This is a genomic window from uncultured Senegalimassilia sp. (genome assembly GCF_934636665.1).
GTDB lineage: Bacteria > Actinomycetota > Coriobacteriia > Coriobacteriales > Eggerthellaceae > Senegalimassilia.
In genome coordinates this window covers 54,228-77,513 of record NZ_CAKUAT010000011.1, presented here as the reverse complement: position 1 = coordinate 77,513, position 23,286 = coordinate 54,228, and the positions used below count along the sequence as shown (strand labels likewise).

Here is a 23,286-nt window from a genome sequence, read left to right as displayed (position 1 = left end):
GCGCTCGTACCCGCGCCCACGCCAGAGACTATGTTCTTGCGTTCGTTATGCACTTCTTGCTACTCCGTGCCCTCGGCTGCGGCTTGGAGCTGCTGGCAGAAGGAGGCGTACCATTGCTCGAACGCGGCATCGCCCACGTACGGCTCAAGCGCCTCGGTGCGCGATTGGCCGGCGGCTATTGCTGTCTGAACAGCCGCTTTGTCGGCGGTCGCCTTATCGTCGAGCGAATGGTCGAGCACCTTGCGCGCGGCATAAGCGTTGTCGAAGCTCTTAAGCGAGTACAGCTCCACGTCGTCGAAGGAGTCCATGGCCATGGCGATGCAGTCGCGGGTCTTGGGGTTTACGGAGAGGTTCTCGTTCTGAATCGCGTTATCAAGCTCTTCGACGCTGTTTGCATCAGTTCGCACGGGAAGATACGACGCCGCCGTCGCGAAGCGCAGGTTGTTCTGCTTCTCGGTGAACCACTTCAGAAACTCGCAGGAAGCGTATTCGTGTTGCTCGTCCGACTTCGCCACCGCCATGCCGGCGCCTTGCTGAGGAGCCACGGCGTTGCCTCCCTCGAAGGTTGGCGGCATGATGATCTGATAGCCGATCTCGTGCGTTCCGTTGTCGTCGACCACCTGGTCGGGGAAGTACGCCGCCGATGCGGTGGAGCCCGTGTAGCAGATGATGTCGCCCGTCTTCATGTCGTCGGAGCGGAACTTGCCCTTGGCGTCGAAATATCCGCTGACGAAGGGTATGTAGTAGTTGTCCCACAGGCGGCGGACCTTTTCCTTGTCGGCGTTGACCGCGGTTTTGCCGTCGGCGTTGGGCGCGAGCAGATCGACGCCCATCTGCCTCATGCCGATGATGAAGTAGTTGGACAGGGAGTCGCGGCCGTAGAACGCCTTGCCGTCATCGGGGACGTCGGGCGTCAGCGCATCGGTGTACTCGTAGTAGCGCTTGGCGGTGGCCGCGATGCCCTCTTGCGTTGCCAGGTCATCGACGGTTGCGCCGGTTGCCTGGGCGAAGGGCTCCCAGTCGGTTTCGTCGAGCATGGTCACCTCGGTGGACTTCGCCACCGGCAGCAGGTACAGGGAATCGTTGCCGTCGAAGCGTCCCTCGTCAAGGTAGTCGGGCACATAGTTGGACAGCTCGTCGGAGGTGAAGTAGTCCGTCAGATCGACGAGCTTGCCCTGTTGTTGCACGTTGTAGGCCGTGTCGGCGTAGGAGGAGAACACGTTGGGCATCTGGTCGGCGCCGACCTCGCCTGCCGACGAGTTCGAGATAGCCTTCTCCAACTCGGCGACCGACCCTTGGGTCTTGCTTTTCACGTAGATGCCCTTCTCCTTGCCCACGGTGGAGTTGAACTCGGACACCAGGCTGTCGAAGGATGCCTGCTGGGCGCCGTTGTAGTAATCCCATACGGTGATGGTGGTGGGGTTGCTCGGGTCCAGCTTGACGGCGGTCTTCCCGCTATCGCCGGCGCAGCCGGTGGATAGCGCAGCGGCAAGCACGCCGGTAAGGGCGAATGCGGCCAGCGCGGCTTTTCGGGGGCGGGCGCGGTGCGCGCGGCGGCTGCGGCGGTTGTCGGTTGCGCCGTCTTCCTGGGTGACGCCTGCGGCGTGGCGGTTGGTGCGCATGTGCATACTGGATTCCTCCTAGTGCTCGGCCGGCGTGGTTTCGGCGCTGGTCGAAGGTTCCGTATCGGTTGGGCGAGCTTCCGTGGCCTCGATGGCCGGGCGGGCGGCGGGGCCGCTGCCCGCGTCGTCGCTCGAGCCGTCGCCGCCATCATCAGCGAAGTCGGCGCCTGCGGCGTCGGCCCCGCCGGATTTGTCAGCGGGGTGCCAAATCCCATCATACCCGTTAATACCGGCGGAATCGGCGATTCGCCCTGCTTCGCCGGCGGATTTTGCGTTCGCGGCGGCATCCGGCTCGCTTGTCGGCGGTGCGACGGGGGCTTTCGTGTCCACGGCCTCGTCGACGACCACCACGGTGGATGCGTCGACCGTGGGCAGCCCCATCATCGCGCGCAGGCGGTTTTCAGGCTCAAGCAGGCGTGCGGCCATCTCCTTGCGCACCTGCGTCTCGGTCGGCGCCGTGAAGATGTCCCAGTCGAACAGCTCGTTTTCGACTTGGAAGAACATGCTGTCGTAATCGGTGTATCCCGCGAACCGGTATGTCCATGCGTCCAGGTATGCGCGCTGGACCTGGCCGTCGTCGGGCATATGGAGGCGGATCCTGCCCTCCTCCCCTTCAAAGCCGGTGAACGTGTATCCGACGCCCGGGCCGTACAGGTCCAAGGACGCCACGCGCTCGCCGAGGGTGATATCGATAATCGCTTCGTTGCCGGCAAACACATTTACGCCGATGCGGTTGTACCGCGCCTTGTCAGTGGCCTCTTCGTTGTGCGCGACCAGTTTGGCGGCGGTGATACCGGGGCAGTTGGCGAACGCCTCCTGGTCGACGAAAAGGTTTCCCGCCGCGATATCGACCGAGGTCAAGCCCGCGCATCCGTCGAATGCGTTCATCTCGACCCACACGTACGCGTCAGGCTGGTCGATCATCACGCTTCCTTGGAGGCCGGAGTTCTTGAAGGCGTTGCGGTCTATGTACTGCAGGTTCGTCAGCTTTTCCCAGTCAAGGGTCCATTCGCCGCCGGTGCCCTCGAATGCGCCAGGCAGGGTTTGCCCGCCGACGACGGCGCCGCCGAAGATCTCGGTCACGGAAGAGGGAAGCACGACGGTCCCCTGCAGGCTGGTGCCCGCGCCAAGGGCAAGGCTCGGCGCGCCGTCCTCGTCGTCTTCCAGGTATCCGTACAGGATGAGCGATCCGTCCTTTTGCGGCAGCGCCACCAGGTCGTTCACGCCCTCGATGTTGACGAAGCGGCTGTCGTAACCGCTTTCAGCGTCGCTAGGGCAGTACCAGGTGCAGCCGGTGCCGCCCGGGTTCTCGTCGGTGGCGAAGGAGGCGTTCTTGGCACGAGAGGCCACGAAACCCAGGTTCCTGCAGCCTGCGAGGGCGTTCGCACCCACATCGATGGTGTCGGACGTTCCGATGAACAGCCCCTGGAGGTTCGAGCAGTTCTGGAAGGCGTTCTTGCCGATTTCCGTCACGCTCTCGTCGAGCGTGACCCACTTCAGGTCCAGGTCGCCCGCGAAGGCGTAGTCGGAGATTTCGTTGACCTTGATCTTGCCGCCGTTTTCGCTGGTCAGCGTGCCGTCGAAGCTCTCGACCCACCAGGAGTCGTAGAGCAGCGTCGTCCAGCCGTCGCCGTCCGTGAAGTAGATGAACCCTTCCTGCGAGACGTCCATCACGACCACCTCGGCGTCCGGTGCCCCGGCGGCTGCAAGGCGGCTGTTCACGTAGGCGGCCTCCTGCTCGCTGTTGCAGACGATGGTGGACACGCTGCTATCGGCAAGGCATCCGTCCTCGAGCACGAGCGGCTCGCCGGAGTAGGCGTTCATGAGCACGAGCGTCTCGATCGACCCGTTGCCCGCAAGCGCGCCGGTCTTCACGATATGGGATAACTGGGTGAACACGGTCTCGTTGCCCAGGTCGAGCACGCGCACGATCTCGTCCTCGGAGAACACCACGCCCCCGGAAAGCGTGAGGTGCTTCTCGGGGTCGCTGGCCTTCGCCACCTCTACAGTCCAGGCGTTCTCGATGGCGTCCCCGTTCTCGGTAAGGAACTCGTCGAAGATGCCGTCGTCGATGATGAGCGTGCAGCCGTCAAGGTTGCCGATCTCGATATCGGGCAGGCTGCCGTCCTTGGCCGCATGCACGTGAACGGCGTCGAGATGGTTCGCCTTAGGCACCTCAACGCGCGTGATGCCGGCGGGGACGTCCAGGTCCCTGACATCGGTGGGGATGCCCAGGTAGGCGCTTCCGTCCTTGGACGTGAGGATCCCGTCGGCGGTTGCCGCGTAAACGGGGTTGTCCTCGGCCACGCGGTAGGCGCCGCGCACCTGGATGCCCGCGTCCACGTTCACGTACATGATCGATGAGGGAAGGGAAAGCTCGGTCAGGCTCCAGACGAAGCCGTGCCTTGTGCCGTCGTCGTTCATCTTGCCGTCGATGGCCTGGACGCCTTCGGGAACTTCAAGGGATTCGGTTATGCCGTCGCCTTCCCCGGAGGTCTCCACCACCGAGCCGTCGACGTCGATGAGCGTTTGCAGGCGCGCTGCGCTATAGGGGCCGGTTGGCGAATCGATCACACGGCCGTCGTCGTCGAGCGAGTAGCTTTGGAAGCGCACCAGGAACCCGGGGTCGAGCGGGGCGATGTCGCCGGGGATGATGACGTGTCGCCCCGGCGTGAGCTCGAACATGCTCGGGATGTCGGAATCGCCCTCCTTCCATCCCAGCAGCAGGGCGTCCAGATACCCCTCGGCGTCGACGTACCCGGCGGAATCCATGAGCGCTTCCTGGGTGGTGGCGGTCAGCAGGCACAGCTTGCGGGCATCGTCGGTGTGCGAGAACAGCACCGGCCTGTTTCCGGATGCATCGGGAAGCCCCGTCACGAAGACGCAGGAACGTTGGGGCGTCAGCGTGACGTCCCGGTTGCGCCATGGCTCGTCGGTTGAGACGCGGTAGGACACGTTGACGGTGAGCGGGGAATCGGGGCCGGGGCAGATGGCGGGGTTCTTTTCGCCCGTGATCTGGTTCTTCCATGAGTTGATGCGGAAATACGGGTAGGCGTCGAAGTCGTCCTTGGCGCATCCGAAGTAGATGAACGACCAGGTTTCGAAATCCAGCCAGTATGCGTCGATGGAGCAGAACAGCGTCCAAGCATCGAGCTTTTGGCCATCGTAGACCTTGCTCGCGTCCCCGCTGATCGTGATGTCATCGTCGCTGATGAGCGAGCTATCTTTTCCGCCGTTGTAGATGTGCGCGAAATCGCCGCCGGTTCCGCCGTTGGGCGCCTCTTTGATCGGGGCGGGGTCGCGAGGCAGGTAGTCGTAGGAGTCCTTCGCGGGTTCGTCGGGCGTGGGCTGCGGCGAGGGCTGCGGGCTGGGCTGGGGGCTCTCGGTTTGCCCGCTCTGCCCGCCTTGCCCGTTCCCGTTCCCGGTTGCGCCGCCGTCGCCGTTGTCGGTTCCCTGGCCGATGACGGGCCCCGCCGCCGTGGGGGTGCCGATGACGGCGCCCCCGTCCGTGTCGCTGGCCTGGCCGTTCGCGACGGCGACGGTCTGCGACCCCTCGCCCGTGGCGTTGTAGGCGGTGGTTCCCGTGCCTCCCTCGAGGGGCAGGTCGCTGAAGGCGTCGAGCGCCGTGTGCTGCTCGTCCTGCTTTTCCGCATCGTCTTGCTGGCGGTTGGCCTGCGCGTCGGTTTTGGTTTCGCTTGCCTGATAGCCCTTCGCGCCATCGGTCGGCGCCGGGGAGTATGCGGAGGTGAAGCTGCTCGGGTCGAACGATGCGCCGCCCTGGGCAAGCGCGGCGGCGCCTGCGCCGAACGCGGCGACGACGGCGATGGACGCCGCGGCGGTGGCAAGGTTCTTCTTGGAATGCGGGGTGCGTCGGTCTGCCATACATCCCTTCTTTCTATAAGGCGTCCGCGAAGAAGCGGCGGGCGCGCTCGGCGACGGTGCCGGGCTTCGGCAGGGTCGCGGCAAGGCGGTCGTTGAAGCTGCGCACTGTGCGCAGCTCGTTGGGTTTCAGCGGGCGCCCCCCGAAGGCGAACGCCTGGTGCAGCTGGATGGCGCGCTTGTAGTCCAGCTCATCGATGCCGGGAAACGCCGCGGGCACGGCGGCGGCGCATTCGAGCGGGCGGGTGGTGTCGAACGTCGGGACGCCGGCGGCCATGAGACGCGCGAGCTGCTGGTAGAGCGCCGGGACGCAAATCTGTTGGCGTTCGTCGCCGCAGAGTCTGACGCGCAGGTGCCGCCGCAGGGCGCGCTGCGCGAAGGCCGCCGCGGTAGCGGCGATGACGGCGCCGAGCGCGATACCCGCAATGTGGATGACGTGGCGTGCCGAAAGCGTGCGGCTTTTCTGGGCCCCCTGGTCGGCATCGCCGCTCACTTCGCCTGCGACCGAGCCGGGGTCCATGACGCTGCCGTTGCCCGAGCTGACGGCCTCGCTCACGTCCATCACGCTGTCTGCCTGCAGCGTCTGCGTGTAGAAGCCGGGCGTGACCTCGATGGGGGTCCAGCCCAGGCCGTTCAGGTACACCTCGCACCAGGCGTGCGCGTCGGCCGCCGTCAGCGTGACAGGTTGAGCGCTTTCCGTAGCCGCTGAGACCTTGTCCGCGTCCACGCGATAGCCCTCGACGTAGCGCGCGGGGATACCTTGCGAGCGGAACGCCAGCGTGGCGACGGTGGCGAAATACGCCGGCCCGCCTTCGCGCTGCTGCTCCAAAAGCCAGCTGGTGAACGTGGGCTCGCCCTCTTCCCCGATGCCTGCGGGCACGGTTGCGGGGGAGGCGGTGTAGCTTGCCGTGGCGTCGAGCATGGTGCGCACGCGGCTGATGACGGCGTAGTCGGAGGCGCCGTCGGCATCCCAGCTATCCTGTCCGAACAGCAGCCGCTCGATGTCGCGCTGCTCGGATTCGCTTACCTGCAGGTAGCTGCTTTCCGCGAACGCGGCGTACACGCCCTCGGCGCCTGCGTAGCCTTCCTGTCTTCCGGAAAGCCAGGCGGTGTCGGCAAGCACGTCGGCGGCGGGAACGTCGTCCATGGTGAAGCAGTACGAGCGCGCGCCGAAAAAGCCGCTGTGCAGGCCGGCGTCAAGGTCGTGCGCGCCGCGGGCGCCGTCGAGGTTGCGCAGCGTGTAGGGGGTGTACACGAAGCGCGCATCGGCGCCGACGTTGCTCACCTGCACGGAAGCGGTGGGCTCCTCGCCCTGTCCGGCGGCCGCCGCCTCATCGTCGAAGTCCGCGCGCTGGTAGGCGGGCGCAAGGCCGTGGGCGCCTAGCCAGCTTCGCATGCCGGACCATTGCCCCTCGAACGCGCCATGATCAAGGGGAAGCCACGCGGCGCCCTGGAACGTGGCGCCTTGGAAGCCGCGCAGCAGCACATCGTCGGAGACGCTGCCGTCGAAGGAAAGCTCGAGCGTCTCGTCCTGCGACGCATTCATGGCCGATGCCTGCCGCAGGTTGCCCCGGGGAAGCGAGTCGGAGCCGTATCGCGCCTGGTCGGCGGCCTGTGCAGCGTCTTCGCGCAGCGCGTCGACGGCGGGCGCCGGGACGTACAGCTCGCAGCACAGCGCGAAGACGACGGCGACGGTGCAAGCCGCGAGCGCGCCTCCGGTGGCAAGCGATGCCAGGCTGCGCGCGGAATGCCTCAGCTGTTCAGCGCGGCAATGCGTCAGCCACCCGGCAACGGCCAGGCCACAGCCCACGGGGGCGTTGCCGAGCCCGAGCAACGTGGTGGCGGCGCACAAGGCGACCACGATCAGGAGCGATATGGACGTGGCGCGTAGGCGAGTGACTGCCCACGAAACCACGCCGATGACGGCGCCGAGGCATATGCCGAACGCCGGCGATCCGCAGACGGCGCCCTGGCCTGGGATGAGCCCCGCCCAGGTGCCGAACACGTGGTTGAAATGGGAAACGATGCCGTTGAACAGGCAGAACAGCCCCGATCGCGCATCGGGCAGGGCCAGGGCGACTGCCAGCGCGGCGCAGGCGAGGGCGGCCGCTGCCATGGCGGCCTTGGCCTTGTGCAGCTCGGCGGAGGCCAGCGCGCCGAGCGCTCCCGCGACGACGGCGCCGGCGGCGAGCACGCAGGCCAAGGCGGGCACGCTCAGGCATGCGGCTACCGAAAACGCCGCCGAAGCCGCCAGAAGGGCGGGCGCGACCGCGAACGCGACTGCCCGCGCCGCCCCGGCCTGGGTGCGACGACGCCCGGGCACCTGCGCCGAAACGACGAGGGCCCTTTCCTTATATATATGTCCGTTCGCCTTCGCCATGTCACAGCTCCAAGGTCTTGATGCGCCCGCCGCACACGGCTTCCGCGGGGATGTGCGTGAGCAGATAGCGCCCGCCATCGTCGGCGCCGGCCTGCGCGGCTTCGCCGATATGGATGACGGAAAGATCGGTCATGCCGGCAAGCTCGTCGAGCGCGTCTTTGCGCAAGGCGTCGGTGACCAGCATCGTCTTCGTGATGCCGTATGCGATGCGCACCTGGTTGAAGGCGTCTATGTCGTGCGGCGGACTGGCTTCCAGCGGCATGCTCAGCACCGTATCCATCATGTCCTCGAACCCGGCCAGCGAGTCGATGCGTTGCACGTGCGCACCCTCGGCGTCCTTGCAGATGACCGTGTGGGCAAGGCCTTGGCGCAGCAGGGCGAGGCTCAGCGCGGACAACATGGTCATGACGGCGTTCACCGCATCCTCCCGTTCGTCGTCTTCGCCCGATCCCGCGTGGGCATCGCGCAGAAGCGCGATATCGTAGTCGGTCGGCAGCGACGCCTCGCGCACCGTCAGGTTTCCGAAGCGCGCCGACAGCTTCCAGTGCACCTGCTTGAACGAGTCGCCGTCGTGGAAATCGCGCATCTCGAACACCTCGGAGCGGTCCTGGCCGCGGCGATCGTGGTCGTAAGAGGCGCCTGATTCGCTGGCCATGCGCCCGCGCGCGGGAAGGACGTCGATGTCGATCATCGGCGGATAGACGGTGGCGGACCCGCTGAACGAGACGTTGGGGAAGGGGATGCCGAACAGCCCGAGCGCATCGACGGTGCCGGCGGATGCCAGATCGAGCACGTAATGCCCGCAGCAGGCGGTGTCGAGCGGGATAGAGAACGTCTCGGTGCGCGCCATATCGGGCGCGAGCAGCACCGTCATGCGCTCCTGGCTGCCCGTCAGGAGGTTTTTCACGTCGAGGACCAGGTCCATGTGGCTGCGCAGCGGCCTGGGGCGCGTGACGGTGACCTGCATGGCGAGCTTCTGACCGCACACGGCGGCCGCGGGCAGGTCGAAGGCGATGCGCGTGCGGGCGGCTGCGAGCACGCCGAAAAGGCAGCTTGCCGCCGGCGCTGCTATGGCGCAGACGGCAAGCGCCAACGCCGCCGCGCTGTTGACGGCGAGGAACGCCAGCACGGCAAGCGCGCACGCTATAGCGTATATGATTCGATTGCGCTTCATCTGCCCTGTTCGCCTTTCGCCCGGTTCGGTTCGCCGTCGGCGCTTCGCTAGGCGCGGCCGCGCGCCCGGCCCATGGAGGGCGCGGCGACCTCGTTCATGACCTGGTCGAGCACGGTGTCGGCGTCGATGGACTCGATGCGCGCCTGAGGCTTGAGCACCAGGCGGTGCGCGCAGGTGGCCTTGAACACCTCGCGCACGTCCTCGGGCGTGACGAAGTCGCGCTCGCGGATGAGGGCGCAGGCGCGGGACATGCGGGTGAGCGCGATGATGCCGCGGGGGCTGATGCCCAGCTCCACCAGCTCCAACTCGCGCGTGCGCTCGCACAGCGCCACGATGTAGGCGAGCACGCTGTCGGCGACGTTGATGTTGCCCAGGAAGTTCTGCACCTCCAGCAGGTCGTCTCGGTCGATCTTGGCCTGCACGGAATCCAACGGATTCGCGTAGCGCTTGGCCTTCAAAATCTCCATCTGGTCGTCGGCAGACGGGTATCCGATGGACAGGCGGACCATGAAGCGGTCCAGCTGGCTGTCGGGAAGCGGCTGCGTGCCGGTCGAGCCCACGGGGTTCTCCGTGGCGATGCACACGAACGGGCGCGGCAACTTGTGCGTGACGCCGTCCACGGTGACCGACAGCTCCTCCATGACCTCGAGCAGGGCGGATTGGGTTTTCGCGCTGGTGCGGTTGATCTCGTCGCCCAGCAAGAGGTTGCAGTTCACGGCGCCCCAGGTGAAGCGGAACTCGTGGGCGTCTCGGTCGTACATGGAGAAGCCCGTGATGTCGGAGGGCATGGTGTCGGGTGTGAACTGCACGCGCTTGTACTCCAGGTCAAGCGCCTTCGACAGCGCCAGCGCCAGCGTGGTCTTGCCGGTGCCGGGGACGTCCTCGAGCAGGATATGGCCGCCGGCATAGATGGCCATGAGGGCCTTCTCGATGACGTCCCTTTTCCCGACGAGGGCCTTGCCCACCTCGTCGATGATGGCGCGCGATTGCTCGACGATCATGATAGTTACCTCCTGCTCGATAAGGCTGATTCCGCTGTTGCCGCTGCAAGTTGAGCCTTCAGCTCGGCGATTTCGATGGGCTTGCCGGCGTGCCCGTTCATGCCGGCTTTGCGGGACTCTCGCGCATCCTCCACGTAGTTGTTGGCGGACAGCGCGATGATGGGTACCGTTTGGGCGTCGGGGCGATCGAGGGCGCGGATGCGGCGCGTGGCCTCCCATCCGTTGAGCGTGGGCATCTGGATGTCCATGAGGACGGCGTCGTAGGCGCCGGGCGCCGATTTCCCAAACATGTCCACGACCACGGGGCCGTCGTCGGCGCGGTCGACGGCGACGCCGAGGTCCTCGAGCATCGCGGTTGCGATCATGGCGTTAAGATCGTTGTCTTCGGCCAGCAGGAATCGCTTGCCGGCGAATGTGTACTCGGTCGGCGTGCCGCCTTCGTCGGAGCGGGTTTCCAGTGTTTCGCCTTCCTGCTCAAGCTGCTCGATCTGCTTCTCGTCGGCCAGCTTGAAGGGGATGTACGCGGTGAAGTCGCTCCCCTTGCCGGGCTCGGTGTCGACGACGATCTTGCCGCCCATCAGGTCCACGAGCGCATCGGTGATGGCCATGCCCAGGCCCGTGCCGCCGTAGCGGCGGGCGATGGTGCGGTCTTCCTGCTCGAAGGGCAGGAAGATGCGGCTGATGTAGCGCGGGTCCATGCCTTTGCCGGTGTCGCGCACGCGGATGAGGTAGTTGACGATCCGTTCGCTGCGGTACATCTCGCGCATGGTGACGGTGACGCTGCCGCCCGCATCCGTGAACTTGAGCGCGTTGGATATGAAGTTCACCACCACCTGGTTGAGGCGTATGCGGTCGCCGACCAGGAACACGTCGTCGCAGCCGTCCGTCTCCACGCGGTAATCGATCTGCGCGTCCTGGGCTTGCTTCTCGAACATGGACTGCAGCTCCCTTGCCACCAGGCGCATGTCGAAGGGAAGCGCCTCAAGCTCCACGTGCCCGCTGTTCAAGCGGCTCATGTCGAGCACGTCGTTGATGAGCGACAGCAGGTAGCCCGACAGCTCGTCGGCGCGCTGCAGGTCGTCGAGCAGGAGCTCGGGCTCGGTGCTGTGGTCGCGGGCAAGCTCGATGATGCCCTTGACGCCGTTGAGCGGCGTGCGGATCTCGTGGCTCATCTGGCTCATGAAGCTCGAGCGGCCCTCCACGATCTGCAGGGCGCGGTCGCGCTCGGCGCGGGCCTGCTCGATGGCTTGCCGCTCCTCGGTGACGTCGATGAGCTCGACCAGGTAACGCTCGCCGTCGGCGACGGGCGTCGTCGTGATGCGGAGGTGCTTGCGGACCGGTTGGTCGCCGGGCATGTCGTAGGCGCACAGCTGGGTGAGCTTGCCGGCGCGGTCCCATGCTTTGATGGTTCGCTCGATCTCCAAGCGGTTCTCGGCGGGGATGCGGCGCAGCAGCACGTAGATGTCGTCGACGTAGCGTTGCGGGTCGATGCCGAGCATGGTGCGGAAATTCGCGGAGATGTAGACGGGGTACAGGTCATCCCGCCGCAGCAGGATGCGGACGCACTGGTCGGAGTCGGCGCACACGTCCTCGAGCAGCTGATGAAGCCGCGCATCGGATTGTTTATGCTTTGTGCCGAATAACCCCATGTCACCCCCAAAATTCGAAACTGTACTAGTATGCCATGGATCACACGGGGAAGGACGGCGATTCAACTCTTGTTTAAAGAAAAAGGTCAACGAAAACAATCAGGTAAGGGGGGTGACGCGAAAGCAGTGGATGGGAGGGGAGACAAACCCGCCCACCCGGCCGGCGGGGTAGCAGTGCCGCCGCCCGTCTGAACGCACCTCCGTCCCCCGTTCATCGTGAACAGGGGACGGAGGTGCGTTCACGTTCGGCGTGCAACTGCGCTGATGCTGTCGGGTTCGCCCGCTTTGCCTGCCTGTCGTTTACAATGGGCGGCATATGCAGGAAAGCCTGGTTGAAGGGCGGCTGCGTGCCCGTGCCGCATCGGACTGGGGCCGGCCGCGCGGGACGCATGCCCTCCGCGCGGGGCGGATGTCCGCGACGCGCCCGATTGCGCCCGCGCAACCGGGGAGAAACCGCTAGAAGCGAAGGAAACCTTATGAGCGATATCGATGTGCGCGCCGAGCTTGCGCATTGGATTGAGAACGTGCAGGATGCCGATCTGGCGGCCGAGCTGGCCGACATGCAGGCGAAGGCCGACGCCGGCGACGACGCCGCGATGACCGACGCCTTCTTCCAGAACCTGTCGTTCGGCACCGCGGGCCTGCGCGGCGTGCTGGGCGCCGGCACGAACCGCATGAACATCTACACGGTGGGTCGCGCCACGCAGGGCTTCGCCGATTACCTGAACGCGAACTTCGACAACCCCTCCGTCGCCATCGCCCGCGACAGCCGCAACAACGGCGAGCTGTTCGTGCGCACCACCGCCGCCATCATGGCCGCCAACGGCGTGACGGCATACGTGTACCCGCGCATCTCCCCGGTCCCCACGCTTTCGTGGGCCGTGCGCGACCTGGGCTGCTCGGGCGGTATCTGCATGACGGCCAGCCACAACCCTGCGCCGTACAACGGCTACAAGGCCTACGGCCCCGACGGCTGCCAGATCACCAGCCAGGCTGCCGCCGCCATCTCCGCGGCCATCGCCGGAACCGACGCGTTCACCGGCGTGAAGTCCATGGATTTCGATGAGGCCGTGGCATCGGGCAAGGTCAAGTGGATCGAAGACGCCGTGCTCGAGCGCTACTACGACGCGGTGCTGGCGCAGTCGGTGAACAACCTGTCCGACGAGCAGATCGCCGCCGCCCCGCTGAAGCTGGTGTACACGCCGCTTAACGGCACGGGCTTGGTCCCCGTTACCACGGTGCTCGCGCGCGCCGGCGTCTCCGACGTCACCGTGGTGCCCGAGCAGGAGCAGCCCGACGGCAACTTCCCCACGTGCCCGTACCCGAACCCCGAGATCCGCGAGGCCATGCAGAAGGGCATCGACCTGTGCGAGCAGGTGCATCCCGACCTGCTGCTGGCCACCGACCCCGATGCTGACCGCGTGGGCGTCGCCTGCAAGGATGGTGACGACTACACGCTGCTGACCGGCAACGAGATGGGCGTGCTGCTGCTGGATTACGTGTGCCGCATGCGCGCCGATCGCGGCGAGGACCTGACGCGCAAGGTGGCCGTGACCACCATCGTGTCGTCGGCCATGGTCGATGCGCTGGCTGCGGAATACGGCTTCGAGCTGCGCCGTTGCCTGACGGGCTTCAAGTACATCGGCGACATCATCACCGAGCTGGCCGACGCGGGCGAAGCCGACCGCTTCATCTTCGGCTTCGAGGAGAGCTACGGCTACCTGTCCGGCGACCACGTGCGCGATAAGGACGCCGTGAACGCCAGCCTGCTCATCTGCCAGATGGCGCAGGAGTACAAGTTGGCGGGCAAGAACCTGGCACAGGCCATGCGCGACCTGTATGCCAAGCACGGCTGGTGGCTCAACCGCACCGTGTCGCTGTCCTACCCCGGCGCCGATGGCGCGGCGAAGATGGCCGACCTTATGGCGGGCCTGCGCACCAACGCGCCGGCAGAGCTGGCCGGCCGCAAGGTCGAGGCCGTGGTCGACTACCAGGGCGGCGTGAACGGCCTGCCTTCCGCCAACGTGGTGGAGTTCGACGTTGAAGGCGGCAACAAGGTCATCGTGCGCCCGAGCGGCACCGAGCCGAAGATCAAGCTGTACGTGTTCGCGAAGGACGCCAGCCGCGAAGCCGCCGACGCGCTGCTCGACGAGCTTGAGGAGGCAGGTCGCAAACTGTTGGCTTAAGGCCGCGTGACGGGAACGGATGGGTCAGTGCCTTCGGAAGGTTTTGACTCGCTAACTTTTGCGAGGGGCTCGCGGTTGAAATGCCGCGGGCCCTTTGTTGCTTTCTGTGCCGGGTACGGCTGCATGATGGGCGGGGCGTGAAGGGCGTGAAGCGCGACAGGGGGCCGGATGCTTTGCCAGGTTTGCTGCGAACAAGATTGCTTGCAAGAAGCGCTTCCGAAGCGCTGGTTTGGGGAAAGGCAGCCGAGCGGGTCGCCTTTCTTGTTTGGGAAAAATATGACCCTTTGTTTACAAAAAGCTGCGCAGTGCGATAATGAATTAGATAAAGGTAACTTTCGGTAGCAAATGTTGCCCGGTGGTTGGTTTCGGCGCGATGGCGGGAATGGCTGGAGTGACGGTATCGCCATGTGCGGCCGCACGCATACGAGGCTTGCGCGGGGAACGTTTGCCAGGGCGACGAGCGCAGCAAGGAGTTGGTGAGCCGCATGGAGTTTACGCAGGATCTTATTCGCTCGCTGCATTCGTCGGCCGTGTTCGAGGGCATTCCCGTGAAGGACCTGCGCGATTTGCTGCGCGAAATCGATTCGCGCATTATCGAGCTGTCAGAAGGCCAACTGCTGCGACGTGCTGGCGACCGTATGGATTTCTATCCCGTGGTTGTTTCGGGCACCGTGCAAGCAAGCATGCCGCAAGGTGGGCAAGACCGCCCGGTGGCGCAGTTCGGCTCGGGCGAGTCGTTTGCCGAGGCCGTGCCGGCGACGCTTAAGCATACGCCGGTGAATATTCGTGCGCTTGAGCCCACGAGCATACTGTGCATCCCCGCAAAGCAACTCGAATCGTGCACGAGCCCGCATGCGTTTCTGCTGCGCGAAAACCTGTCGACCGAAATGTCGAAGAAGATAGGCGTGCTTACGCAAACGCTCTCCGTGGTTGGCGAGCCGCGTCTTTCCGACCGCATCATGGCGCATTTGCGCACGCTACCCCAGGACGCGGACGGTCGCGTAGAGGTTCCCATGAATCGCCAGGAATGGGCCACGTATCTGCGTGCCGCCGACAAATCGCTCATTCGCGAACTAAGCACCCTGCAAAAAGAAGGCGTGCTAGAAGTGGATGGCCGCTTCATCCGCATGCTGTAGGTAGTAGCCCCTCGGCTAGGGGGAACGTCAAGCGCGATCTGTATCACCAAACATCCGTTCAGAACACAAGAACAAATGTTTGGGAATCTTTACGAGTTGACGTGTTCGCCGACCGACGTACCCATCTGACCTGGGGTAACATATGTTACCCTTGGAGAAGATTTTGTCGGAAAAGGAACCCATTTCGAACTTTTTTCTTGTAATTTCGGTAACCCCAGGCTTACAATAGCAGCCGTCAAGCCAGTTACCCGCGTGTTACTTGCCGGCTGGAGCGCCCTTTCAACCAGGGCGAACACCGAGCTCGCGCGGGCAAGCGCACAACCCCTGCAACAACCCAATCCCTCACGCAACGCGGGCGCGCGTCTGTCTTGTCGTACCCAGATTCCACATGGCGGGGCCTTTCCGGTCCGTCGCGGGATGCCTTGGGAGCCGAGGATGCGGCATCGGCGCCCAAGGTTGCACCACCAAATACAAACAAGCCGCAAAGAAAGGGTGATTCGCTATGAACACCGAAGCAAGAAGGGAGGCGGGAACGTGGCAAACCTCAAAGCGGTGAAAAGGAAAATGAGCAAGTGGGGCGTGCTGGGCAACGCGTTCCTCTCCGTGGTTCTAGCCGTGTCGCTCATGCCGTCCTACGTGGCATTTGGTGATGATGGGCAGGAAGAAAGCCCCAAAGCCACGCAGGAGCAAAACCAGCAAGTCATCAATGAGCCGACTGCGGACGGCGTGCAGGGCGATGGCGAAAATGAAGCTGCGAAACAAATTGCGGCTGGTATAGAGCAAACCTCCCAGGCCCGCGACTACTACTACCTCGACACCATCGACGGCGCGAGCTGGGCGCTCAAGGTGAACACCGCCGACGGCGACATGCCGCAGGCCGCGACCCCCGACGACCTCATGAGCTGGTTCGGCGCGGCCAACGTCACGTTCTCCGCCGACGAGGCCACCGACAAGGCGGCCCGCGCCGCGCTGTCCGAGCTATACGACGTGGCCGACGACTCGGCGGTGTCCGTGGGATCGTTCGGCCTGCCCGACGGCAAGGCCATGCCCTCCGACGCCAAGCTGACGGCCTGGCGCCTCAGCGCCGGCCAGGCCGCCCCCTCCTCGGGCCTGAAGGCCTGGGCGTGGGACGGCTCGGCGCTCACGCCGGTGGAGCTGGCCGACGACGAGTCCCTGTCCGCCATCTACGGCGGCGGCCAGACCGCTACGTTTTCCGTCGAGCCCGGCCAGACCGTGGTGGTGGCCGACGCCTCGAAGCTTTCCGAGAAGGCGCAGCCCAAGGACTACTACTACCTCGACACCATCGACGGCGCGAGCTGGGCGCTCAAGGTGAACACCGCCGACGGCGACATGCCGCAGGCCGCGACCCCCGACGACCTCATGAGCTGGTTCGGCGCGGCCAACGTCACGTTCTCCGCCGACGAGGCCACCGACAAGGCGGCCCGCGCCGCGCTGTCCGAGCTATACGACGTGGCCGACGACTCGGCGGTGTCCGTGGGATCGTTCGGCCTGCCCGACGGCAAGGCCATGCCCTCCGACGCCAAGCTGACGGCCTGGCGCCTCAGCGCCGGCCAGGCCGCCCCCTCCTCGGGCCTGAAGGCCTGGGCGTGGGACGGCTCGGCGCTCACGCCGGTGGAGCTGGCCGACGACGAGTCCCTGTCCGCCATCTACGGCGGCGGCCAGACCGCTACGTTTTCCGTCGAGCCCGGCCAGACCGTGGTGGTGGCCGACGTCTCGAAGCTTTCCGAGAAAACTGACGATACCCTTGAGGCTGGAACGTATACCGTAACGGCCAACCTATATATCCCTGGCGCGGAGAACATTGTTCTTCCGGGTGTGCAGGTGTATATGCTGTGTCCGACGTTTGCTCCCACCATCCCGGTTTCCGATAACGCGAAGATGGTGGTAGACGAAAACGGCAATAAGACCATCAGCTTCGTGCTGGACAACGGTCCTTCTGATGTGATTACGCTGCAAGATATTGCGGGTGCCCCGGGCGAAACCGAAGTATCCAACGTGCAGCGCGTCAAAGAGGATGTGCTATATGGCACGGAAGCCAGCACGAATACCAAGTGCTATGGCCGCGTGGGCTCGTTTGATGTGAAGCTGCTTAACGATAGCGGCGACTACTCCTTCACTTCTTATAAGGAGTTCCCAACTCCGTTGAGCCGCTACACCACTATGCAGGTGAGGCTTTCGGTTGATTTGTCCAGTGCTCGTCGAAGCTACGTTGAGCCGGACAACGCCGCCGACGTGGTTTCTCGCGATTTCACGGATGCCGCTACCGGCTTTTCTGCCAAAGTGACCACAACAGAAGAAAGTGTTGTTGCTGCGTTGAAAAACGACGGCACGAAGCTTGTTGTGGATAATTCTGCTTCCGGCGACGCGTATAAGAACGCACAGAACATTTTGGCCCCGCTTTATAACGGGGAGCTTGAGTTTGATTTCTACGACGCAAGGCTGGTTGATGTTTCCGGCAATCAAGTGAAGCTTGCTGGAAACACTAAGGTTGAAATCAAATTGCCCACTTCTAAGAGAGATATCTGCGACGTGGCATTGCTGCAGAACGGGTCTGCGAAAACCCTTTTTGAGAACGAAAAGGCAACGGGTGGCGCTTTTTCGGTTGTCCGCGAAAAGCTTGGTACCTTTGCCGTTGTTGATAAAACCAAGGCTAGCAAGTGGACAAGCAAAACGTTGGTAAACAGCGAAACCGGTTACTCTTGGACAGAATCCTACACGGATGATGCTTCCAAAAATGGAAACGGAGCCACGCCTGGAAGTACCTTGTCGAGTATTGTCCGATTTGATGTTTCGAAGGTGAACGACTCCGATACTCTGGCCGATTGGCAAAAATGCATTGATGCCGCATTCGCCGACGGCGCCGAAAAAACAAATCTAATAAACGCATTCGGTTGTTTCCCGCGTAACTTCAACCTTAATCAAGCTGTTGGCGGATGGTGGCAGGGTGAAAGCCTGCGTACCCTTTCCGTTCCTCGCACCGATGGCGACAAGGTAACTTCCGACACCAAGGCGTTTCTGATTACGGTTGCAAATGGCGTAACGAGTGTGCAGCTTCTTCCGACCAGCGTGACCGATAGCAGCGTGGACGTTACCGTGTTCCCCAGTACGCTTACAAGCGATGAGGCGGATACGCGTCTTACCAGGCTTTTCAACGGCGAGGGCAGCCAAACGAACTCGGCATACGACAGCTATGGCAAGTCCTATATCGTGTTTGCCTCCGGCGCGGATGCGAAGCAATATGAGCGTACGTTTACCGGCGAGGGCGCGGCGGCTGATGCAAGCTATAAGGTTTCCACCTATAAGGGCGATATCGCGGCTGCTTTGAAGCAGGCGAGGGCTAACTTTAGCGCGTATGAGTCTACAGCCGACGAAGCGTCTCCCATCAAGGATGCTTTCGATGCGCAGCTTAACATCAACCCTACGTTCCGCGTTTTCAATGTGGATATTCAGAGCGCTGATGGGAATGGCATCGCTCTTGGTTCTGACGAGGAAACCGAACTTACGCTGAAGTCGGGCTACGCAAACAGTCGCATCTATCAATGGGATGGATCGAGGTTGACTTTGCTCACGCAAGGCTCCGACGATTCATTTACCCTAAAGAATGCGGCAATGGGAACGTACATCCTTGCTGACGCGAGCACAGCACGTCCCAAAGAGTATTCGTTTACCTTCAAGGATGAGGAAACCGGCATCGTCGCGTCGTGCTCTACGACGTACAAGCCCTTTGCCGAGAAGCTTGGTGCCGAGGGCATTTCCCTGAAGGTGACGAAGACGGATGCGGATAGCGAAAGCTATAAGCAAACGGCTGAGCTGCTGAAGCAGGAGTATGTTCAGGAAGTTCCTTTTGCGATTTACACCATTGATCTGGTGGATAAAGATGGTAACGTCATCCACTTTGGTTCGGGCTTCTACTTGTCGCTTTCGCTTCCCGCGAAGGTCGGGTCTAGCTTGTATTCCCTGTACGAGAAAGACGGCGCGTACTCTATTACCAATAGACATGCGTCCGTCGGCGAAGACGGCATGTTGCAAGATAGCGACGTGATACCCGGTTCGTCGCTTGTTCTGGCGGATACGGCGGATGCTGATAAGCGTCAAAGGTACGATAGGACCTTCGCCGCGCAGGTTGATGGCCGTGATCTTACCGTTGGGGTTAGATCGTCTGAGCCGTGCATGGAGAAGTATCTGAAGGACGAGGGCGCTGCAACGCTTGAGGTGAAAAAGATTGACTCGAGCGACGTATTCGAGTCGGCCATGAAGGCTTCGGCGTACCGCGTTCCGGAATATGTGGGTTACTCCATTCGCTTGCGCGGCGTTGATGGAAGCTACGCGGAACCGCAGTACGTAGGTGTTGACAGCGATTCTTATACGACGATTACGCTGTCGAATTTGTATGGGCCGGAAACGTGGTCCTACAATTCCGCCCTTTATGGTATAGAGGGCACTCAGCAGCCCTTCGACTTGATTCAGTGCGCCTCGGATGGCTCTGTGGTATGGAGTGGCAAGAAAAAAGGCCGTGCAAGTTACGATTCAATAAAAGCCGTGGACGAAAAGGATGGAACCAAAACCTTCTATGGTCAGTGGATTAGACAAGTCTGTCTAGGTGGTTTTGAGGATTGTTATCTGATTGATGATCAATGGGGTTGGCTGCAGTGGAGCGAAGTTGAGGCGCCTACTGCTAAGGAACTTGTGTATACCGGCAAGGAGCAGTCTGCGTATACTATTTCGTCCGTTCGCTATGGTACTGGTATCTCGCCTATGGTTGAGGTTGTGTCGGGCGACATCAAGGCTACCGAGGTGGGCGAGTATACGTGCACGGTTCGTCAGGCCCTTCCGTTTGTGAGATGGGCTGGCTGCACGGGCGACGACGCCCGCGCGGAGCGCACATTTACGTGGAAGATTGTGGAGGCTGGCGACGTTAGCACGCTGACCCAGCCTATCGCCGAGGCGCAGGCCCTGCTTGACGGCACCACGGTTTCCGCTGATGGCAAGGATGTTTCGTCCAACACCCAGTGGGTTTCCCAAGCTGACCACGATGCGCTTGCTTCTGCCATTGCCGATGCTCAGGCGCTTGCCAGCAGCACGAAGGCAGTTAGCAAAACAGCGGTAGAGGACCAGGCAGCAGCCCTGGCCGCTGCCGTGACGGCGTTCAAAACCGCGCAGAAGGCGGGCCTGAAGGACGCTGGCACCACGTATACGGTTACGGCGAACTTGAGCATGCCGGGTGAATTTAACCCGGTGCTTGCGAACGTAACGGTGTATGTAAACAACCCGAATAACCCGTTTGCGGACAAGGCGGGTAATAGTCCCGTTTTGGACGGCAACGACCCGGCTGGTGTTGAGGCTTCGGCTCCGACTACGCCGGTTGCGAACAACGCTACTATTACGGTTGCTCCCGACGGCACCAAGACGCTGACGCTGAAACTTCCCAACCCGGTGTTCACGTTGCAAGAGCTTGGCGCGTGCGACCAGCTTCCCAACGTAACGGTTGACCGCGTTTCGCCTGTTGACAAGAGTGTGTGGGATTACGGTAAGTACGACACGCGTGTTGGCAGCATTACGGTGCAACTGCCTGAGGGCGCTGATTCCGGTGAGCAGCAGTTCGTGTTCAAAGGCAGTAAGCTGTACGCGGTGCCTATTAACACCGACATTGCTCCTGATGCCAGCAAGGATGCGCTGATTCTGGACATCGATTACTCGTCGGCCAAGGCTGATGCCGTGGTTGATCGTTCGGCGTTGACTTCTGCGGTGACCGATGCCGAGCAGCTTGCTGCTGGCGTGGCTGTTTCCGCAGACGGCTCCGATGTATCGACCGAGGGCACGTGGGTGACTGAGGAAGCTATGGCGGCGTTCAAGGACGCTATTGCTCAGGCTTCTGCGGTGATCGATGCCAACTTGGTGTCCAATCAAATGGTGACCGATGCTGCTGATGCCTTGCGGGCTGCGGCTGACGCGTTCCGCGCTTCCATGAAGCCGGGCACCAAGGACGAGCGCGTGAAGGTCGCCAAGCCTTCTGCGGTTGCTGGCCTGGTGTACACGGGCGCCGAGCAGGCGGGCGTTGAGGCTGCGGAGGGCTTCGCGCTTTCCGGTGCCACCGCCACCAATGCCGGCTCCTACACGGCGGTGGCTACACTGAAGACGGGCTTTGTGTGGGACGACGGCTCCACCGACCCGGTGGAGATTCCCTGGTCCATTGCCAAGGCGACTTTGACGGCCACGTATGTGGGCGAAACGGTATCGGTTGGCACTGCGCCGCAGCTGGGCGTGGAGGTTACGGGCTTCGTGGGCGGCGAGACGGCTGTTTCCGCTGCGGGCTATGAAACCCCGACGGTTTCCGCACCTGCAACGCTTGAGGCTGGCAAAACCTACGACTTGACGCCCGCTGGCGGCAAGTCAGCCAACTACGACTTCGTGTACGTGGGCGGCAAGCTTACGGTTGAGGCTGCGTCCACGGGCACGCTGAAGCCGGGCACGTACACCATTACGGCAAATTTGAGCATGCCGGGCGAGTACAACCCGGTTATCCCGGGCGCTACGGTGTACGCCAACAACCCGAACAACCCGTTCGCCGACAAGGCGGGCAATGAGCCTGTTTTGGACGGCAACAACCCGGTAGGCGTGGCGAGCACCACGCCTACCACCCCGCTGACGAAGAACGCCACGTTGGTGGTTGCGGCCGATGGCTCCAAGACGCTTGAGCTTGACGTGCTGAACCCCGTGTTCACCACGCAGGAGCTGGGCACGTGTGCCGAGCTGCCGAAGGTTGACGTGACGCGCAAGGCTCCGGCCGACGCATCGGTGTGGAGCTATGGCAAGTACGATACGCGCATCAGCCACGTGTCGGTGCCGCTGACCGACGACATGGTAACGGGCGTGAAGTCCTATACGTTTGCGGGTAGCAAGTTGTATGCAGTGCCGCTGGACATGGACATTGCGCCTACCGGCGCGGTGGCGCTGCAGCTGACGGTGAACTACTCCAGCTTGCCGGCTTCGGCGCTGCCCGATGGCGTTGACCCGGTGCCCGATCCGGACCCGGAGCCCACGCCCGATCCTACGCCCACGCCGGACCCGACGCCGACGCCTTCGCCGAGCCCCAGCCCCACGCCGGGCGGTTCGACCACGGTGGACACTACCACGAGCGGGCGTTTCGCCGCTGGTACGTACACGGTTTCGGCCAACCTGTGGTTCGACAAGGCCACCACGGGCCTGCCGCTGAACCCGCACCTGACCAACGGCGGCTTCCCGCCTTCGACGCCGGTGAGCAACAACGCCACCATGACGGTGGACGCTTCCGGCCATGCGTGGGTGAGCGCTCCGGTGGTTATCCAGGACAAGGTGATGACCATCAACAACGTGTGGGGCGGCGCGGTGAGCAGCTACGACGGCTCCACGGTGACCATTGACCTGGGCGCGCCCACGGCCGACCAGACGCAGTTCACGGGCACGTGTACTTCCAGCGTGACCATCGGCTGGCTGGCGCAGACCATCGCCGCGGGCATCTTCAACGGCGTGTGGGACCACACGTGGTCCACGAATTGGGAAGTTGACTTGGTGGCAGGCTCGCTGCCCGCAAGCGGCGGCGGCGAGCTGCCGGCCGCGGCGCAGGCCATCTTGAATGGCGAGAACGGTGTGGCTGCTTCTGGCGACGCTGCGGCTGCTGCGCTGGCGGCGGCTGAGGACGGTGCTGCCAAGGGCGGTGACGCTACCAAGAGCGGCAAGTCTGCCGATGGCAAGTCGTCCGGGTCCGCGAAGTCCGGCGTGGCCGGTGCGGTCGAGGACCTGGCCGACGCGGCCGCGTCCAACCCCGCGGTTGCGATCGCGCTGGGTTGCATCGCCGTGTTGGCTGTTGCCGGCGCGGCTGGCGGCGCGTACGCGTACCGCCGCAAGAAGCGCGCAGCTGCGGCTGCCGGCGATGCGGCAAGTGATGTCGGCAGCAAGTAACGGCTGCCGCTGAGCAGCGGCTAGCAAGCCCGCCGCCGTCGGCAGCGGGCGAGCAACTGGGGCAGCGCACTGGGTGCGCTGTCTCACTGGCCGATGCGCCCCGCAGGTTCGAAAGAGCCCGCGGGGCGCTTTCGCGTTTTGGGGGGACGGCCGGAGTGAGCCACCGGCTTCGTAACGTTTTGAGTCGCTAATGGGGGCTCGTGGCCAGGCATGCGCTGTGGGCCCCTCCGTGTTTTTCGCCTTTCGTGTAAGTCAAGACTAGAACATATGTTTGTTTTCGGTATGATTAAAACAAACATA

9 protein-coding genes are annotated in these 23,286 nt (G+C 63.4%); 3 read left to right on the top strand and 6 right to left on the bottom strand.

From position 1 onward, the window contains the following. Positions 1-59: 59 nt before the first annotated feature. Genes Q0G75_RS05900 through Q0G75_RS05875 form a run of 6 tightly spaced genes read right to left on the bottom strand, consistent with a single transcriptional unit; the run spans position 60 to position 11,705 of the window. The gene (locus Q0G75_RS05900) at positions 60-1,628 is read right to left on the bottom strand and encodes an extracellular solute-binding protein (protein ID WP_294415883.1); all 1,569 of its coding nucleotides are present in this window, start codon (positions 1,626-1,628) and stop codon (positions 60-62) included. A 12-nt stretch (positions 1,629-1,640) separates the two neighbouring features. Beyond that, a complete protein-coding gene (locus tag Q0G75_RS05895; RefSeq protein ID WP_294415886.1) occupies positions 1,641-5,504 on the bottom strand; it encodes a leucine-rich repeat protein in 3,864 nt (1,287 codons plus the stop codon). Positions 5,505-5,517: 13 nt separating this feature from the next. Next, the gene (locus Q0G75_RS05890) at positions 5,518-7,881 is read right to left on the bottom strand and encodes a transglutaminase family protein (RefSeq protein WP_294415887.1); all 2,364 of its coding nucleotides are present in this window, start codon (positions 7,879-7,881) and stop codon (positions 5,518-5,520) included. Between the two features lies 1 nt (position 7,882). Further along, positions 7,883-9,055 carry a DUF58 domain-containing protein gene (locus Q0G75_RS05885; protein ID WP_294415889.1) on the bottom strand — a complete coding sequence of 391 codons (1,173 nt, stop codon included), beginning with the start codon at positions 9,053-9,055 and terminating at the stop codon, positions 7,883-7,885. Between the two features lie 47 nt (positions 9,056-9,102). Continuing rightward, a complete protein-coding gene (locus Q0G75_RS05880; protein WP_294415890.1) occupies positions 9,103-10,056 on the bottom strand; it encodes a MoxR family ATPase in 954 nt (317 codons plus the stop codon). Between the two features lie 5 nt (positions 10,057-10,061). Further along, positions 10,062-11,705, bottom strand: coding sequence for an ATP-binding protein (locus Q0G75_RS05875; protein ID WP_294415892.1), 1,644 nt, complete (start codon positions 11,703-11,705; stop codon positions 10,062-10,064). Positions 11,706-12,181: 476 nt separating this feature from the next. Between Q0G75_RS05875 and Q0G75_RS05870 the strand changes: the two genes are divergently transcribed. The 3 genes from Q0G75_RS05870 (at position 12,182) to Q0G75_RS05860 (ending at position 22,986) form a co-directional block, all read left to right on the top strand. Next, the gene (locus tag Q0G75_RS05870) at positions 12,182-13,891 is read left to right on the top strand and encodes a phospho-sugar mutase (RefSeq protein WP_294415893.1); all 1,710 of its coding nucleotides are present in this window, start codon (positions 12,182-12,184) and stop codon (positions 13,889-13,891) included. Between the two features lie 485 nt (positions 13,892-14,376). After that, complete coding sequence (locus Q0G75_RS05865) at positions 14,377-15,027, top strand: Crp/Fnr family transcriptional regulator (protein WP_294415894.1); 651 nt, start codon at positions 14,377-14,379, stop codon at positions 15,025-15,027. 534 nt (positions 15,028-15,561) lie between these two features. Next, positions 15,562-22,986 carry an MBG domain-containing protein gene (locus Q0G75_RS05860; protein ID WP_294415896.1) on the top strand — a complete coding sequence of 2,475 codons (7,425 nt, stop codon included), beginning with the start codon at positions 15,562-15,564 and terminating at the stop codon, positions 22,984-22,986. The last annotated feature ends 300 nt before the right edge of the window (positions 22,987-23,286 follow it).

Coding starts and splice junctions, on each gene's coding strand:
- Q0G75_RS05900 (WP_294415883.1), bottom strand. CDS start 1,628: ATGCACATGCGCACCAACCGCCACGCCGCAGGCGTCACCCAGGAAGAC.
- Q0G75_RS05895 (WP_294415886.1), bottom strand. CDS start 5,504: ATGGCAGACCGACGCACCCCGCATTCCAAGAAGAACCTTGCCACCGCC.
- Q0G75_RS05890 (WP_294415887.1), bottom strand. CDS start 7,881: ATGGCGAAGGCGAACGGACATATATATAAGGAAAGGGCCCTCGTCGTT.
- Q0G75_RS05885 (WP_294415889.1), bottom strand. CDS start 9,055: ATGAAGCGCAATCGAATCATATACGCTATAGCGTGCGCGCTTGCCGTG.
- Q0G75_RS05880 (WP_294415890.1), bottom strand. CDS start 10,056: ATGATCGTCGAGCAATCGCGCGCCATCATCGACGAGGTGGGCAAGGCC.
- Q0G75_RS05875 (WP_294415892.1), bottom strand. CDS start 11,705: ATGGGGTTATTCGGCACAAAGCATAAACAATCCGATGCGCGGCTTCAT.
- Q0G75_RS05870 (WP_294415893.1), top strand. CDS start 12,182: ATGAGCGATATCGATGTGCGCGCCGAGCTTGCGCATTGGATTGAGAAC.
- Q0G75_RS05865 (WP_294415894.1), top strand. CDS start 14,377: ATGGAGTTTACGCAGGATCTTATTCGCTCGCTGCATTCGTCGGCCGTG.